The organism is Plectonema cf. radiosum LEGE 06105, assembly GCF_015207665.1.
In the GTDB taxonomy this organism is placed as follows: domain Bacteria; phylum Cyanobacteriota; class Cyanobacteriia; order Cyanobacteriales; family Nostocaceae; genus Rivularia; species Rivularia radiosa_A.
Window position 1 is genome coordinate 1 of sequence record NZ_JADEWL010000137.1, and the last position, 17,126, is coordinate 17,126.

The 17,126-nt window shown below is 35.8% G+C and carries 13 protein-coding genes; 7 read left to right on the top strand and 6 right to left on the bottom strand.

The window, feature by feature from the left end:
- Positions 1–110: 110 nt before the first annotated feature.
- Both cpcG2 and cpcG4 read left to right on the top strand, forming a co-directional pair.
- The gene (gene cpcG2 / locus IQ247_RS26165) at positions 111–854 is read left to right on the top strand and encodes a phycobilisome rod-core linker protein CpcG2 (RefSeq protein ID WP_193924451.1); all 744 of its coding nucleotides are present in this window, start codon (positions 111–113) and stop codon (positions 852–854) included.
- Between the two features lie 125 nt (positions 855–979).
- Positions 980–1,750, top strand: coding sequence for a phycobilisome rod-core linker protein CpcG4 (gene cpcG4, locus IQ247_RS26170; protein ID WP_193924454.1), 771 nt, complete (start codon positions 980–982; stop codon positions 1,748–1,750).
- 355 nt (positions 1,751–2,105) lie between these two features.
- Here cpcG4 and IQ247_RS26175 read toward each other — a convergent pair whose 3' ends face one another.
- Entirely contained in the window at positions 2,106–2,732 is a 627-nt protein-coding gene (locus IQ247_RS26175; RefSeq protein WP_193924456.1) for a TetR/AcrR family transcriptional regulator, read from the bottom strand.
- Positions 2,733–2,977: 245 nt separating this feature from the next.
- Positions 2,978–4,453: a polysaccharide deacetylase family protein gene (locus IQ247_RS26180; protein ID WP_193924457.1), complete on the bottom strand. Its 1,476-nt coding sequence runs from the start codon at positions 4,451–4,453 to the stop codon at positions 2,978–2,980.
- 279 nt (positions 4,454–4,732) lie between these two features.
- Between IQ247_RS26180 and IQ247_RS26185 the strand changes: the two genes are divergently transcribed.
- A complete protein-coding gene (locus IQ247_RS26185; protein ID WP_193924458.1) occupies positions 4,733–5,359 on the top strand; it encodes a class I SAM-dependent methyltransferase in 627 nt (208 codons plus the stop codon).
- Positions 5,360–5,859: 500 nt separating this feature from the next.
- Here IQ247_RS26185 and IQ247_RS26190 read toward each other — a convergent pair whose 3' ends face one another.
- Positions 5,860–6,594: a choice-of-anchor K domain-containing protein gene (locus IQ247_RS26190; protein WP_193924460.1), complete on the bottom strand. Its 735-nt coding sequence runs from the start codon at positions 6,592–6,594 to the stop codon at positions 5,860–5,862.
- Positions 6,595–7,208: 614 nt separating this feature from the next.
- Positions 7,209–8,429: a geranylgeranyl reductase gene (gene chlP / locus IQ247_RS26195; protein ID WP_193924461.1), complete on the bottom strand. Its 1,221-nt coding sequence runs from the start codon at positions 8,427–8,429 to the stop codon at positions 7,209–7,211.
- Between the two features lie 819 nt (positions 8,430–9,248).
- On the opposite strand from chlP, the gene IQ247_RS26200 reads away from it, so the two are divergent.
- The 3 genes from IQ247_RS26200 to IQ247_RS26210 all read left to right on the top strand — a co-directional run bounded on the left by IQ247_RS26200 (position 9,249) and on the right by IQ247_RS26210 (position 12,175).
- Positions 9,249–10,010, top strand: coding sequence for a hypothetical protein (locus tag IQ247_RS26200; RefSeq protein WP_228060050.1), 762 nt, complete (start codon positions 9,249–9,251; stop codon positions 10,008–10,010).
- Between the two features lie 133 nt (positions 10,011–10,143).
- Complete coding sequence (locus IQ247_RS26205) at positions 10,144–10,911, top strand: DUF1350 family protein (protein ID WP_193924463.1); 768 nt, start codon at positions 10,144–10,146, stop codon at positions 10,909–10,911.
- 136 nt (positions 10,912–11,047) lie between these two features.
- The gene (locus tag IQ247_RS26210; RefSeq protein WP_193924465.1) at positions 11,048–12,175 is read left to right on the top strand and encodes a PP2C family protein-serine/threonine phosphatase; all 1,128 of its coding nucleotides are present in this window, start codon (positions 11,048–11,050) and stop codon (positions 12,173–12,175) included.
- On the opposite strand, the gene IQ247_RS26215 is transcribed toward IQ247_RS26210, so the two are convergent.
- Together IQ247_RS26215 and IQ247_RS26220 are read right to left on the bottom strand one after the other, a co-directional pair.
- The gene (locus IQ247_RS26215) at positions 12,176–12,505 is read right to left on the bottom strand and encodes an STAS domain-containing protein (RefSeq protein ID WP_193924467.1); all 330 of its coding nucleotides are present in this window, start codon (positions 12,503–12,505) and stop codon (positions 12,176–12,178) included. It abuts the gene before it with no gap.
- 187 nt (positions 12,506–12,692) lie between these two features.
- Positions 12,693–15,818: a PAS domain-containing sensor histidine kinase gene (locus IQ247_RS26220; RefSeq protein ID WP_193924469.1), complete on the bottom strand. Its 3,126-nt coding sequence runs from the start codon at positions 15,816–15,818 to the stop codon at positions 12,693–12,695.
- Positions 15,819–16,052: 234 nt separating this feature from the next.
- Here IQ247_RS26220 and IQ247_RS26225 point away from each other — a divergent pair, with 234 nt between their 5' ends.
- Positions 16,053–17,117 (top strand): AI-2E family transporter, encoded by a 1,065-nt coding sequence (locus IQ247_RS26225; protein WP_193924470.1) that lies wholly within the window; start codon positions 16,053–16,055, stop codon positions 17,115–17,117.
- The last annotated feature ends 9 nt before the right edge of the window (positions 17,118–17,126 follow it).

The following is a 17,126-nucleotide window of genomic DNA, read 5'->3' on the forward strand; positions in this document are numbered from 1 at the left end:
GAGTTATAAATAATCACCTTTAACCTTTAACCTTTAACCTTCAACCTTTAACCTTTGACCTTTAACCTTTGACCTTCAACCTTAAACCTTTGACCTATTGATAAATAATCATGTCAATCCCACTATTAGAATATAAACCTAGTTCTCAAAACCAGCGCGTTCCTGGTTATGAAGTTTCCAGCGAGGATACACCGAGAATTTATCGCTTAGAAGATTCTCCAGAGTATAGCGATATTCAACAATTAATTTGGGCAGGATATCGTCAAGTATTCAGCGAACACGAAATACTCAAATTTTATCGTCAATCCAATCTAGAATCTCAATTGAAGAATCGAGCGATTACCGTGCGTGACTTCATTCGAGGTTTGGCAAAATCTGAAGCATTTCGACGCTTGGTAGTTGAGACAAACTCTAATTACCGTGTAGTCGAAATTTGTCTCAAACGTCTTTTGGGACGTGCGCCTTATAATAAAGACGAAGAAATTGCTTGGTCAATTAAAATTGCTACCTTGGGTTGGGGTAACTTTGTTGATGCTTTGATTGATTCGGAAGAATATCTGAGTAACTTTGGAGAAAATACGGTTCCCTACCAACGTCGTCGCTATAAAGGTAGACCATTTAACCTGGTAACTCCTCGTTACGCTGACTATTGGCGCGATAAAGAAGAAGATAGTCGTTATAAATGGGGCGATATTAACAACTTCTTGGAGATGGCACGTTCAGCTTCAATTAAAACAGTTACTTATACCCCCGTTAGCACCGCGAATATTGATATTCCGGATATGACAAAGGGAACTTTACCCGAAGGAATTCCGGTTTCTATCAGTACTACAGCAAGTTTTCCTTTGGGATAATTACTTAACTTTGACCTGAATAAGGGAAAATAAGTAATAAGGATTGAAGAATAACGCCAAAATTTCATCCTTCATTCTTCAACTTTTTAGTTGAATCACTTAATAAAATTAGAGGATAATTACAGATGGCATTGCCATTACTTCAATACAAACCCACGACTCAAAATCAAAGAGTCAAAAGCTTCGGTAAAGCTGACCAAAACGAAGATACACCATATATCTATCGTTTAGAAGACGTAAGCTCCTACACCGATATTCAAAACATCATTTGGGCTGGGTATCGTCAAGTTTTCAGTGAACATGAAATCCTCAGTTTCAACCGTCAAAAGAATTTAGAATCTCAGTTAAAAAACGGTTCGATTACGGTACGGGATTTTATTCGTGGTCTAGCACAGTCTGAAGCTTTTTACCGTATAGTAGTTGAAGTTAACAACAACTATCGCTTAGTAGACATCTGTTTGAGACGTTTATTAGGTCGTGCGGCTTATAACAAAGACGAAGAAATTGCTTGGTCAATCAAAATTGCTACCTTGGGTTTTAAAGGCTTTGTTAATGCTCTCATGGATAGTGAAGAATATACTAATAGCTTCGGTGATACCACCGTACCTTACCAGCGCAAACGTATGGAAGGTCGTCCTTTTAACTTAGTAACTCCTCGCTACGGTGAAGATTTCCGAGAAACCGCTGGAACCGTCAAAACCGATTGGCGTTTTACCTTGGAGAAATTCTACTCCGAAAAAGCCAAACTCCAAAGACTCTCCGAAGGCGACCCCCGTAAATATGCTGACATGGCAGCATCTGTTAGTAATAAAGGGAACTACGCTCAAAGTATTAGAGCTTCTAGCCTAGATTACTTAAACTTAGTACCTTCTCGCGGAACCGGCAAGCGTTTCTAAGTTATCAATTTCAAGGAAAATACTTTTATACTGGGTCTAGTTTTTGTCTTGATACAAAATTTATTTAGCAATTTTTTTGTTAAATAGCTGTTGGATTAAGTAGGAATTAGACCCAGTAGTTTTTCATACTAAGAACTAGTTCATGTTATTGCGAGGAAGAATCACGAAGCAATCATATCAAATCCGTTTGTATTGAAATTATATATTTTTGAACGCAAAGTGACGCGGAGGTAAGCGCAGAGGAACGCTAAGTTTTTTATCATTCTGATGTCAGCGGAAAAGGTATCACATGAAAGCTTCATTTTTTCAACAATTACCCATTACCAACTACCAATTACCAATTACCAATTACCAATTACCAATCACTCTTTTGTGAAAAAAGTAATAAATCTGTCAAAGTATCAGTTAAACGATGAGTTTCCATTGGTAAAATATCCGCACCATGCATCATTTTCTGAGTCATCACAAAGTGAACTAGGGAACCCACGATAATTCTAGCTGTCGCTTCTGGATCTGATATATTTAGTTCGGGATGAGATGCGAGATAATCTTGAAGAGTTTTTATTGTCGGTTTAATCAAACTGGCAACACAAAATTGAGCAATTTCAGGAAAGCGCTCCGATTCTCCAATCAATACCCGCATAAATGCCATATATTCATCATCTTTGAGCATTTTCTTTAAGGCTTTAACTACTAAATTTCTCAGTACTATTTTGGGTTCTCCTTCTAATTTCTGTGTTCCAAAAACTGACTGAAATCTTTCTTTTGCTAATCTTTCTATCAGAGCTTTAAAAAGTCCTTGTTTATCTGAAAAATAGCTGTAAACAGTAGCTTTGGAAACACCTCCAGAAGCTGCGATTCTATCCATACTAGTACCAGCGTAGCCATGCACCAAAAATTCTTGCATCGCTCCTTGAAGGATTTGCTCTACTTTATCTTTTGGCTTTTCTATATAAGTCTCACTAGGTTTTGAAAGTCCCATTTTTACCTCTTTATAATTACACAATCGGCATCGCGATTAAATACAAAGAAACAACTAAAAATATATTTTTGGCATTGAAACTAAACATCGCTCGTTCATATTATCGATACATATCGAAATATACGGAGACGTTGCAAAACACCCCGTCTGTAAACTAATTACGTAATAGGATATAATTCCTAACTTTGGTACAGACGTAGCATTGCTACGTCTCTACAATTCCTAATTCCGGTGGTACTAACTCCTTATCTATTATAATTATTAATCAACCTTTCTCCACGTTGATAAATTTCCCTTGCATAATCAGTCCAAGTACCTTGTCCCCAATAACGAAAACAACTTGTTTGTAATAGGAAATTGTGCAGTAAAGCCTTACGATATTCGGTTTGTTGGGTAAGAGATTCTGGCTCTTGCAATAATGAATCAAATTTTTGGTGAAACAAGCTGCTAAGTTTGTTCATAGGATTTAATACGTTTTCATATCCTTGCACCCAACTGATATGATTTGTCCAGGAAGCACCATCCATATGAAAGTTAGGATTTTCTTGTTTCAACTGCTCTATAACTTGCTCTACATTTTGGGAATCCGATACTCGTTCCCAAATTAAATGTTGTCCCACTGGTTGACAAGTTGGGTAATTTTCTGGATTGGCACCGGCATTTTCAATTAATTCTAAATATTCTGTTCCCGTAACTCCAACAACACCTGTTTTTCCTTGATTATCTTCCGCCATTTGATGCCAAGCTTGCTTGAATCCGGGGGGAAATTCGTTCATCATTACACCACCATTTTCACCATCACCTATTTGAGTAACTATTGGTGGAAAATTCTTATTTCCTTGGGAAGTTAAAGATTTGGCTTCGTAATAAGGTTGCATTTGAGCAACTAATTTAGTATCGGAACCTTGAGTTTTAATTAAAGCAGTAATACTTACAGTTTCATTTTGAGAATTTCTAGCTACAAGTTTATGTGGTATATGTTTATTATGTAATGATTCACCATTAAGTGTTTGTACGGAATGCTCTTGCACCATCAACCAGCGATAACCGCATTCTTTAAGCGCTTTCACATATTCATATAAAGTATCGGGATGGTTGGGGAGGTGCATTTCTGGAGGTGAAAAACCTTTGACTCGCGCTAGTGCATCCCAACCGAACATCGCTGCAAAATAATGCTGCCATGCTTGGATATGTAATTTTATATCTGGTATGGGTGTAGAAGGAACCACTGCATGACCCCACATTGTACCCAACCACTCACAATAGGGTTGATATCTAGAATCGCAGGTGATACGTTTGAGATTGTCTATGATATCTCTGCGCCCCATCTGTTGAAATCCCCATAAAAGATTACCGGAGTAATCCAACATGATGCGAGGATTGCAACCTTGATTGACTAATTCGGGAATAATATCCCCCATACGACTGTAACAATTAGCAAAAGGTCCCGCATTATGATTGTCTCCTTCTTGGGGATGCTCAAACATATATTGCAAATGACTAATCAATTCACCATTTGCACCTGCGGGAATTGTCGGTTGGTGCATATGCAGCGCCACAGCGAAAGTTGCGGTAATATCTTCTAATCGCAGATTCGTTGTAGGTAGGAAGACGGGCGAATCTTGATTTACGACTTCTATAACCTGTTTTTCCCAACCACAAATGTTTGGTAAGCCATCAATAGTTTCTGGTAAAGCGGGTAAGGTTGTTAAGGTAGGCATTTAATTATCAGTTATCAGTTATCAGTTATCAATTATCAGTTGCTATAAGCTATGAGGATATTTTAATTAACAAAAAATATTGTTAAGTTTAAATTTTATCGTAGTTGCCCTTAGGACACTTTCACCCTTGAATGTAGTAACAAATAATTTCCGCATTGCTAATTTTACATCACCGTATCGCGTTATCTTCTCTCACCGATCAAAATCATGTACCGACTGTTGAAATTGCCGCTCAAATTCGGTATGCCTTAATTGTACAAAGTGAAATCAATATATTTTATGAACTGCCCCCTTTGTAAACAGCCCGGTAAACCATTTTATGCCGATGAATTCTTGATGTGCAACAATTGTTCAGCCATATACAAAAACAAAAAGAATTATCTCAGCACAGATGCAGAAATAAACAGATATAAACAACATAATAACGATATCAATGATATTCGTTATCAAAAATTTGTATCTCCAATTACTGATTATGTTTTGAACAATTTTACACCGGATCAAAGTGGTCTTGATTTTGGTTCGGGAACAGCACCTGTAATATCAAAAATTCTTCAGGACAATGGATACAATGTTCATCAGTTTGATCCTTTTTTTTCAAATAAAACCGAACTGTTGAAAGGAACCTACAACTATATTGTAAGTTGCGAAGTCATAGAACATTTTCATAATCCGGATGTAGAATTTAAATTATTACATAAAATGCTGAAATCAGATGGGGCGTTAATTTGTATGACACATCTATATAATAAAAATATTGACTTCAAAAATTGGTATTACAAAAATGACCCTACCCATGTCTTTATTTATTGTCAGGAAACAATAGAATATATTTCTGATTATTATGGATTTATAAATTTCACAATAGACAATAGGCTGATTGTATTAAAAAAGGGAAAATACTGAACAACTAGATAATTGACTTTTATGCAATATCAACACATTCTCATAATTGAGCCAGGAAAGCGCAGTAGTAAGCTGTGTATTCGGGGAATTTAAATAAATATATCTATAGTTATATATCAAATTATATAGTCTTTCTTAACTAAAGATAGAGCCATTTACATAAGCTAATCTTTTAAAATGTATGTAGATAATTAATATAGAAATATAGAAATTAAATTTAGGGAGACAATTATTTATGAAGCCTTGGATGCTTTGGTTGGCAGTTTTTTCCTCACTTGTTGGTTTATGGGTAATAGCTAATATAATTTATTAATTAAATATTTTTGAGTTACAACTGTTTATCTTGCTGTAAAAAAGGGATTTTTTACAAATCAATAAGTGTGAACCTATAATCTATTATTATTCTAAATTTGTAGTAGCGTTTTAACTCCAAATAGAGCTTTTGGTTTTAAAACGCTATCACAAACATATTTTGATTTTTCAAATTTATGCCAAACTATTTAATTAATTTTATGAGCTTTTTTGCGAGAAATTAAGTAAATCCCAACTAAGGATAAACCTACTGCAAAACCTGGTTCGGGAACTTTTTTTGATGAAGAAACTTTGTTAATTTGAGCAAAAATCGAAGCGGTGGTTTTTTCTCCTTCAAGTACCCGGAATTCGCTGACGTTTGTTTTACCATTATCTTGACTAAAACCAGTTAAAGATAAAGTATATGTATGACCATCATATACAAAACTAGGTTTAGCGCTATCTTTAGTGATGAATACAAAATCTGCGTTTAATTCTGGATCTTCGGAAAGGTTAGGAGTATTTTCTAAGTAAAACTCATATTTGAATTCTTGGTTAAACTTAGTAGGTTCGTTAAAAGATAAGTTTAAGTTTAAAGGTACAGATTCTACACTTGTACCTAAAAGCACTGTACCGTTACGATAGGTTAAATCTCCGATTTTAAACAAAGAATTCCTATCGGTAGAAAAAGAACTTCCTTCAAATACTAGTTGGTTGGATGATGCATTTTGAAAAAGGGTTGGATCTCCCCAAGTAAATGTATTAGTTCCTACACCACTATAAATCGGGTTGGTATTTATCTCTCCTCGAGTCGGTTCTCCCCAGGCTCCACTAACGTTACCTGAAAAAACTATTGCTTTGGCTTGGTTGGGAAAACCTATTACACTCAAAGCTGCAACTGCAAATGGGAATACAGTTATGTTAAAAAACGACTTTAATTTCATACTTATACTTAGACTTCTATAAAGGAGCAAACAACATACAACTAACTTGTCTACATTAGTAAAGACACGTAGATTTAGCCAATATTTATAAAAGTATTTACACAATCTTTATGTTTTCGATAAAAATATTGTAAATATTTTTATTTGGGGAACTTTATTTATAAGCAATTGTCTTTAACTAACCTATACAACAGCTTCAAGTTGAGTCGAATACAAAATATAACCTCTAGTCTCTCCCCGCTAGGAGATATCAGTTATATTCAAAGTTTCTTTTGTGCAGGGAAAAGGTCACAAAGGTATTGTACTCAATCAGTAACCACGATTTGGATGTTTTTTTGTCTAACACCCTTAAGTATTCTTTTAATATATGTGTAACTAATGCAACTAGTTATTGGGCAATAAAGGATTAATATTTGTGTATTTACACTTAATGAGTGTATGCTATACTCGAACCCTTTGTCAATTTTAATTATTATCAACAAAAAAAAACGACAAAAAATCGGGTGCATTCTCGAAGACAAGCACGATACACCCGATTCTGTATTAGTAATTAAATAAACTCCTAACTCTTAACTCCTAACTCTTAACTCCGGTGCTACTAACTCCTTTCCTTCCTAGGGTGCCAGAGCGTTACCGCGAATTAAGCTACCAATAGTTTTGGCAGTAATTTTCATTTGGGTGATGGGATTGGCTGGAACAACTGTCTTGTAGAGATAGCTGTCAAAAGTCAACCGTTGAACATCGCGATCGCTACACATTTCTACAAATGCTTCGCGGGTAGCGTCGGAACGGTAGAATACATTTTGCAAGATATCAAGTACTTTGTAAGTAAGACCGTACTTTTTATCCCAACGCTTCAAATAGATTTTTAAATCGGCTTCGCTAGGGATAGACTGTCCGGTATTAGAAACTTCCACGATGGTTTCGGCACACATCCGCCCGGATTTTGCAGCGAAGTAAATTCCTTCTCCAGAAGACTTGGTGACGTAACCTGCGGCATCACCGACTAATGCAATCCTTCCAACTACGCGACGGGGGCGGGGATGTTCGGGGATAGGATGCGCTTCAACCTTAATAATTTTACCACCAGCTAGTTTTCTGGCAGCACGAGCGCGTATACCAGCTTGTAACTGCTTAATACTAGCTTTGTTGATGTGCATCGTACCTGTACCCACAGCTACGTGATCGTATTTGGGGAAAACCCAAGCGTAGAAATCGGTAGAAACATCATCCCCGACATACATTTCCGCCAAATCGTTGTAGTATGCCATTTTGTCTTCTGGAAGACGGATGCGCTCTTGAAACGCGATCGCGTAGTTATAATCCCCAGCATCCATTTCTTTAGCAATGCGGGAATTTGCACCATCAGCGCCGATAATTAAATCTACTTTCAGAGTTTTAGAAATACCCTGCGCTCCACCTTCTGTATGGTCAAGGTAATGAATAGTATAAGGGTCTGTATTATTTTTGGGAAAATCTAATTTATGAACCGTAGCATTAATTAAATGAGCGCCTAATTTAGCGGCTCGATTTCGCATGAAGCCATCTAAAACTTCACGACGACACATTCCAATATATTCATCTTGTTTTACTAAATTGATATCAACCTCACGATTCGAGGGAGAAATCATTTTCATTTTCCGCACTCGGCGATCGATAATATCAGCCGGTAGATCAAACTCATCTACCATACACAGCGGTATAGCACCGCCGCAAGGCTTAGCATTATCTAACTTCCGCTCAAATAAATAGGTTTCAATTCCTGCTTTCGCTAAAGTTTCGGCAGCAGACGAACCCGCAGGACCAGAGCCAACAACAGCAACCCTAAGTGTCAAAGGTCTTCTCCCATACTTGACTTACTTCGATGAATCCTACCACGGAGTTTTGACCGATTTTCTATTTTCCCCTTAGTTTTTAATTGAAATGCAACATTCCTTAATGTTTCGATACTTTTTGAGCAAAAACCGCCAAAATGTTAACTATTTATTATAGCAATTCTTACAAGCAGGATGCCCTAAATTCCATCAAAAACCAGATTTGTTCACAAAATAAAAAACTATTATCAAACTTATTATGATAAATTATGAATAATTTTATGATTACTAAATTTAAATGTTATGAGGCGTTAAACGTTCAGAAATCATTCGACTATAAATAAAATACATATGATATTCATCTAAACTAAAAATAGATAATTAAAGAACACATCCTCTGGACTGTATGAGTAAAAGTGATAATTAGGGATAAATACATACAGTCTTTTGCAGATGAATTAAGTAAAGCATTGTATGATAAAGCAATGCGTGGTATGGGAATCCCTGACCGTGCGAATCTGCCTCATAAAGGTGAAATATGCTGTATCTGAAAGTTATCCTGGCGAGATTGTAAATGCTATGAAGAATAAAAATAGTACTAGATAAAACGCCTGCTTAGTACTTAAAATAACGATGTGAAAGCTGCCGGTTAAACGGACGCATTATCAAAGTAATTATATGTAATTATATTTTTATGTCTAAGTCATAGTTTTGTAATTGAACTCTCTATTTTTTATCTATAACCAAGGGTAGAATCAATAATTCTGAGAGCATAATCAAAGTTATAATTATTCGCTAGATATTTGTGATCAGTATTTTATTGAATGTGATTTAGTTTGATTGAGATATAATAGGTCAAAACTTTTTGGTGGGGATTTAGAAGCTGTGCGCGATGATTTAAAAGGCTTAGCCATTACTCAAAAAGAACTGCAAAAGTTGACGAATTTGCCTGTTCGTGATGAATTAATAGTTATTTTTCGCCCGCTAAAATTAACAATCAGGCAGTTTCTTCAAAGAGTCAAAGGTCCGGAAGGGGCAACTGCAATTTTTATCGGATTATCGATAATACTTAGTTGTTATATTGTATTCTATTTATTGATCAAAATGTTTGCCCATTGGTTACCACTTCCATCTTGGTTGTTATTTATTCAAGTTTGCGTTATTGGCGGTGCTGTTACACAATTATTATTGTATTTCCTTTGGAAAAAAAGAATTTCAATTGTTAAAGAAAATTTGACATATTCTTTAAACACTCTTTTGCATGAAGTTGATAGATTTAATGCCGTAGTCAAGGCAATAAATATTAATGATAGAATTGAAGAGGCAGGTAATCAAGAAGTTTGTATCAAAGAAAGAAAACGAGTTCTCGAAGCCCTAAAATACACGAGAGCGGATTTAGTTCGTGCTTTGAAAACCGAAAGAATTTTGAGAGAAAATCGCAATTTTATTGTCAATAATTCCGAATTACTTGCGAACAATTTGGCAACATTAACTCAAATGCAAGTAAGCGAACAAGCTTCCGAGCATGGTAGGTTGCTTAATGAAGCATTAGAGATTGCCTTAGACGTACAACAGGAAATGAAAAGATTGCAGAGTCAATAATCGCAAAAAATAGGGCTTAGACTTAGAGTATAGATGAGTAAACAGGTTTTAAGTGAGAAAATATAAATATATATAAATATATAAAATAATAAAATATATAAATTAGACATCTTCCCTCTTTCTTGGTAAAAGCATGAACTGGAAACAAATTGCCGGTAGCTGGGTAATTATACCTATGCGTCCTATCGGTATCGTTCATTTTTTAGGTGGTGCATTTGTAGCTACTGCACCTCATGTAACTTATCGTTTATTACTCGAATATCTTGCAGAAAAAGGGTTTGCCGTTGTTGCCACCCCATTTGTTAATACTTTAGACCATAGCGCGATCGCCCAACAAGTGTTGCTAAATTTTGAACGAGTATTAGTACGTTTGCAAGAAAGAGAACCGGCTTTTCAAGGTTATCTTCCGATTTATGGATTAGGACACAGTATGGGATGCAAGCTACATTTACTTATTGGTAGCGCGAATCAAGTCAAACGTGCGGGCAATATTTTGATCTCATTTAATAACTACGCTGCACGGGATGCGATTCCTTTGGTAGACCAATTTAACACTGCCGTTAACGTGGAGTTTACACCTTCACCCACCGAAACTTACAGGCAGATCAAAGAAAACTACAATATCCGGCGTAATTTATTAATAAAATTTAATAATGATACTCTTGACCAATCAGCAGCTTTAACAAAATTGTTACAGAATCGTTTTGGGGATATGGTAGCAACCCAGACTCTAGCGGGGAACCACCTGACACCTTTAGGTCAAGATGTGAAATGGCAAGCCGGTAAAGATTTTAATCCCTTAGACGCTTTCGGACAGTGGTTTAGGCAAGAAGTATACCGGGATTTAAATCGGCTAAATCAGAGCTTAATATTATGGCTAAATCCCCTATCGCCACTATAATCGGAAAATGATATGTATAGATTTTACTGGCACTGTCTGTAATAAATAAGGCAGAAAATATCATTATTATTGCTTACAGGTGCAGACCTATTTATTTTTTATTTTCTATTTTTTATAACTAAGCGGCTACAAAAATATGTTTCAAATATTAGTAATTGATGATGATCCAGCCGTTCAAATTTTACTCAAAAGAATGCTGGAGAAGCAGGGTTATAAAGTAGTCGCAGTCAGCAACGGTGAGGACGGAATTGCACAAGCTGTAGTTTCTCGTCCAGCACTGATTATTTGTGATTGGTTAATGCCGGGATTAAGTGGAATTGATGTTTGTCGTTATATTAAGAAAGACCCGGATTTATCTACGACATTTTTTATCCTTTTAACATCCTTGGATTCTGTAGCCGATCGCGTTAAAGGTTTAGATGCTGGTGCTGATGATTTTATCACCAAACCGATAGAACAAAATGAAATGCAAGCGCGGGTGAGGGCTGGTTTGCGTTTGCACCAAATGAGTCGAGATTTAAAAGCTCAAAAACAAATTTTAGAAGCAGAATTATCGGAGGCTGCGGATTACGTGCGTTCTCTTTTGCCTACACCGATGATTCAACCTCTGAATATAAATTATACTTTTCTTCCGTCTCAACAACTTGGTGGTGACTGTTTTGATTATTATTGGTTGGATGATGATTATTTAGCTATTTATCTACTTGATACTGCCGGACACGGATTAAAAGCAACTTTACCTTCTATTTCGGTATTAAATTTACTACGTTCCCGCGCCCTCAAAGACTTAAATTATTATCAACCCAGAGAAGTATTAAATGCTTTAAATAATACTTTTCAAATGAATTATCAAAATGATAAATACTTTACGATTTGGTATGGAGTTTATCATCAAATTAAGCGTGAATTAGTTTATTCAAGTGCCGGTCATCCACCTGCTATTTTATTATCTAGCAATCAGAATAATGTGCAATTATTAAAAACCCCTGGAATGCCGATTGGGATGTTTCCAGAGGTTAAGTATACTGATGGTTTTTGCAAAATTGAAAAAGATAGCACCTTATATATTTATAGTGATGGTGCTTACGAAATCACTTTAATTGACGGTCAACTGATGGGACTTGAGAATTTTATCCAAAAGGTGACACGCTTTTATCATCTTTCTAGCAGTCCCCTGGAAAATATTCTCAACTACCTTGTTGATTTGAATTCCAAAAAAACTTTTGATGATGATTTATCTATACTCCAAATATGCTTTAATTAATCAGGCAATTTTGGGAAGTACAGCTTTATTAAATTCATCTTGATTAGAAAAAATTTCAAAAACTTTATCCATTCCAGTCAGTTCAAATAATATTTTTATTTGCTCGTTAATCGAACAAATTACCAGCTTTGTTTCTGCTGCTCTTAGGGTTTTAAATGCTAATACTAAAGCACCTAAACCCGAACTATCCATAAAAGTAATATCTTTTAAATCCACCAGTACAATTTTTGGTCTACTTTCTAGTGTTTTAATAATTTCTTCGCGAAAATCTTGTGATTTAGTTGCATCTAAAACACCGCTGGGCTGAACAACTTTAATATGCTCTGTCATAATTTCTAAGTATTTTTACGACGACAAAAAATGTTTACTATCCTAATCCATTTTAATCATAATTCATTTAATGGCAACTTGCCAAATACACCTGGTACATTAACAGTTATCAATTAAAAGATTAAATTCATCAATAATTAGTAGAAAATTTCTTCTGATGCTGCATCATTAATCAGTATCTAGATGTTTATTCTTGATGGATGGGAATTGTAATCAAAAACTCGCTTCTTTCTCCAGGTTGGGAAATACATTCGAGTGAACCACCATGTCTTTGGGTAATAATTTGATAACTAATAGAAAGACCCATACCTGTACCTTTACCTACAGATTTAGTTGTAAAGAAGGGGTTAAATAATTTGTCCTTAATATCAAACGGTATTCCTATTCCGTTATCGATTATGCGAATTTTTATCTTATCCAATTCAGCTAGTTCCGTAAAAATCTGAATCTGAGGACTGCTATTGAATTGTTTTTTGAGTTCTATAGACTCTTCTAATGCATCTAAAGCATTTACCAAAATATTCATAAAAACTTGATTGAGTTGACCGGGATAACAATCTATATGCGGTAAATTTCCGTAGTTTTTAATAATCTCAATCTGAGGACGTTCGGATTTAACTTTAATGCGATTTTCTAAAATCATTAAAGTACTATCTAACCCTTGATGAATATCAACTTTTTTCATTTGAGCTTCATCCATTCGGGAAAAGTTACGCAAAGATGTCACAATTTCTCGGATACGCTGCGCTCCTATTTTCATGGAATCCAACAGTTTTGGTAAATCTTCGTAGAGAAATTCTAAATCTATTTCTTTAGCAAATGCTTGTATTCCTGATGCTGCTTGGGGATAGTATTGTTGATAAAGTTGAACCATTTTTAACAGGTTTTGAGTGTAATTAGTGGCATAATCGATATTGCCATAAATGAAGTTTACGGGGTTATTAATTTCGTGAGCTACTCCTGCAACTAAATTACCCAATGAGGACATTTTTTCGCTTTGTACTAACTGTATTTGAGCATTTTGTAGTTCGTTTAAAGCAATTTTTAACTCTTGCGTTTGCTGTTTTAACTGTGTCTCTGCTTGTTTGCGTTCGCTAATATTGAATGATGTTCCGACAATTCGATAAATTTTACCTTCTATATTCCTTAAAGGATTAATTGTAGTCAACCAGCAATTTTCTTGACCTTGAAAAACTAGATTTTCTTCATAGGTTATAGGTATACCAACTTCCAAACATCTGATATATTGTTGACGTATTTTCGCCCCTTGAGCATCGCCGAACACTTCTTCTGGAAATTTGCTAATTGCGTTTGAAGCACTTATACCCGTTGCTTTTTCAGTTGCTAAGTTCCAATCAGCATAAACCAATTCACCGTTATCTAAAACGTTAACAACAAAAATCAGTTGTTCGACTCCTTGATAAATACTGCGGAGAAACTGTTCTTGTTCTTGCAAAGTTGCTTCTGATTGTTCCCTTTCGGTAATATCAAGCACCATGGATGCAACACCAATTACTTCACTATTCACAGCCACTAAAGGATTGTTATACCATTCACAAATAATCGTTTTACCATCCAGAGTAATATTTTCAGTGACGATTCGGGTTCCACCACGCTGTGACAGTAATGCAGTTTTTAAATGATGTATTTGTTCTTGAGCAGTTGGGGAAACTATAAACTCTAAGTAATTACCAATAGCTTGCTCTTTTGTGTATCCAAAAATCTTTTCTGCACCACGGTTCCATTCTTTTACCGCAAAATTTTTATCCCATTCAATTACTGCTAAAGGTGTTTGTTCAATCAACAATGCTAATCTTTGACGAGAAGCTGAAAGTTGAGATTGTACTAAATGACGTTCCCCGATTTCTTTTTGTAATGCTTGATTGGTTTGCATTAACTGCTGAGTTCTTTCTTCTACTCGTTTTTCCAAGTCTGTATAAGCCTTTTTCAAGGCTCTTTCTGCTTGTTTTAAACGAGTTACATCTGTAACTACTCCATCCCAAATAATCGAACCATCCGCTTGTTTTTCCGGGCGTGATGCCGCTTGTATCCATTTTACTTTTCCAGAAGCTAAAATAATTCTTCCTTCCCATTCCCAAGGTTGCAAACTTTGAGCAGAATTAGCAATGGATTTTTCAAAATCTTCTCGTTCATCTCGATGAACGCTGGAAATGAACAAACTAGCATCAGCGATCACTTTTTCTGGGAAAAATTCATATATTTCAAAACAGCCAGAACTAACATAAGGAAAGCTAAATTGACCATCAGCCCCCAATTTAAACTGATATAACATACCAGGAACATTTGCAGATAGCTTTTGCAGTTTTTCTTCACTCAATAAAAACTGATTTTCTATTGCTTCTCGCTGTTTAATTTCTTTTTGTAAATGGATAACTACCTGAGTTAATTCGGAAGTTCTCTGATGTACTCTAATTTCTAACTCTTCGTATAATTGCTGTAAAGTAACTTCTATTTCTTTGCGTTCGGTAATATCTTGTAAGGTTCCTAAAACATGAGTTACTTTTCCTTGAGCATCGCAAATGGGAATTGTGTTCATCTCTAACCAACATTGTCTTCCATCTGCTTGCAATTGGGGTTTAACAATACTTTCAGATTTTTTAGATTCAATAGCACGACTATCATTAAGCCGAAACCAATTAGTTTCTTCTTCTTTCCAAGGTAAATCAAAATCAGTTTTACCTTTAATTAATAGTGGATCTCCAACTCCTGCAATGTCCGCAAAAAAACTATTACAACCTTGATAAACTGAATCACAATCTTTCCAAAAAACTGCTTGCGGTATATGATTTAAAACTTGCTCTAACAAATGTTTAGAAGAACGCAATCGTGCTTCTATTTGAAAATGTTGCGTGATTTGTTGGGTCAGTTCTCTAATAGTCACAATCAGAAATTTCTGACCTTCTTGATTCTGAAATACGCATTTCTTAATGGAAACAAAACGTCTTTCACCATCAGTACTTGTAATACATTCGTCAGATTCATTTTGGTTAGATGTAGTAAAAATAAATTCATCTTTTTCCCAAGACTCATCTGCTTCTTTTTTATTGAATAAATCAAAATCGGATTTACCAATAATTTCTTCTCTACTGCGTCCGATAAAGTTACAATATGCATCATTTACCAGCACCCAATAGTGTTGACGATCTTTCACAAAAATTGGATCGGAAGTACCGTTAATCACCTCAAGCAAAAAATCAGCAGAAAAATTTTCTTCTAACTGCATTTGACAATCGTCTTGGACTGTTACTTCCCTTTCAAGGGACGATTCATTTATTTGTTTATCTTTATTCATCCCCAAAATCCTTTTTAGTAAAAGTTCTAACCTCCCTTAGATGCAACAGTGCGATTTAATACACAATAATTGATTCACTCATAAACCTCACCCCCTATGCACTCAATTATTATTCCCGGAATTGATTCTCTTTCAACACCAAACGTCAGGAATTTTAAATTAGGAGTTGAGAGTTAATACTTATCGTCCCCCCATCCCCCCATCTCCCCGTTTACCCATTTCCCACAATTATGTATGTTAGAAAAGCGTAAATCTCTTTCTTTTTCGGATATTCTGCTGGCGATCGCGGGATTTTTTCTCGTAATTTTACTGTGGCAATTACGGAGTTTATTGTTAACTTTGATGATTGCTGTGGTGTTGGCATCTACCATTACACCTTTCGTTGATGCACTGGAAAAATTTCGTTTTCCCCGTTGGTTGGGGGTTATTCTGTTTTACCTGGGTTTGATTGGAGGATTAATTGTCATCGGTTTATTGATCGGTCCTTCTGTTTCGGAACAAATCCAGCGTTTAGCCAGTAGATTTCCGGTTTATTTGGACAACTTAGGGGTAGCAGTTGAAGATTTAGCTACACGAGTGGGAATTACTCAGATAGAAACTCTAGAACAATTCTTTGATCTTCAAGCACTAACTAATTGGTTGTTCCGTTCGAGTCAAAATTTGGTTTTACGTTCCTTCGGTGTAACCTTCGGTATTCTTGGAGCTGCGGTAAATTTGATTTTGGCTGTGGTGATTTCTGGTTATATGGCTGCTGGAAGCAAAAGCTTAATTGGAGGTTTGATAAATGTATTTCCACAACCGTGGAATGAACGTCTCAATGCACAAGTTTTACCGATTTCTCGACGCATGGGAGGTTACGTTCAAGGAAGGGTTCTGGTTTCAGCGATTTTAGGTATTGCAATTACCCTTGCTTTACGAGTTTTAGGACTTGCGGAATTCGCTTTAGCACTAGGTACAATTGCGGCATTTACCAACGTTATACCGTTTGTTGGTCCCGTTTTAGGAGCGATTCCAGCTTTAATTGTTGCCATTCCCCAAGGAGGGTTAACTTTTTTATGGGTACTACTATTGTTTATAATTATTCAAAATGTTGAAAGTTACGTCCTAGATCCTTTGTTAGTAGGTTCTTCCGTGCGAGTCCACCCGTTTTATCAACTGTTAGCAGTTTTGGGGGGAACCCAGGCGTTAGGAATTATTGGGGCTGTGATTGTCCCACCTTGGGTAGCCGGGATAACTGTTCTTTTAGAAAATTTATATCTTCGTCCAAAATTATTAGCTGAAGGCAAGTTTGAGGAATAGATGATGGAG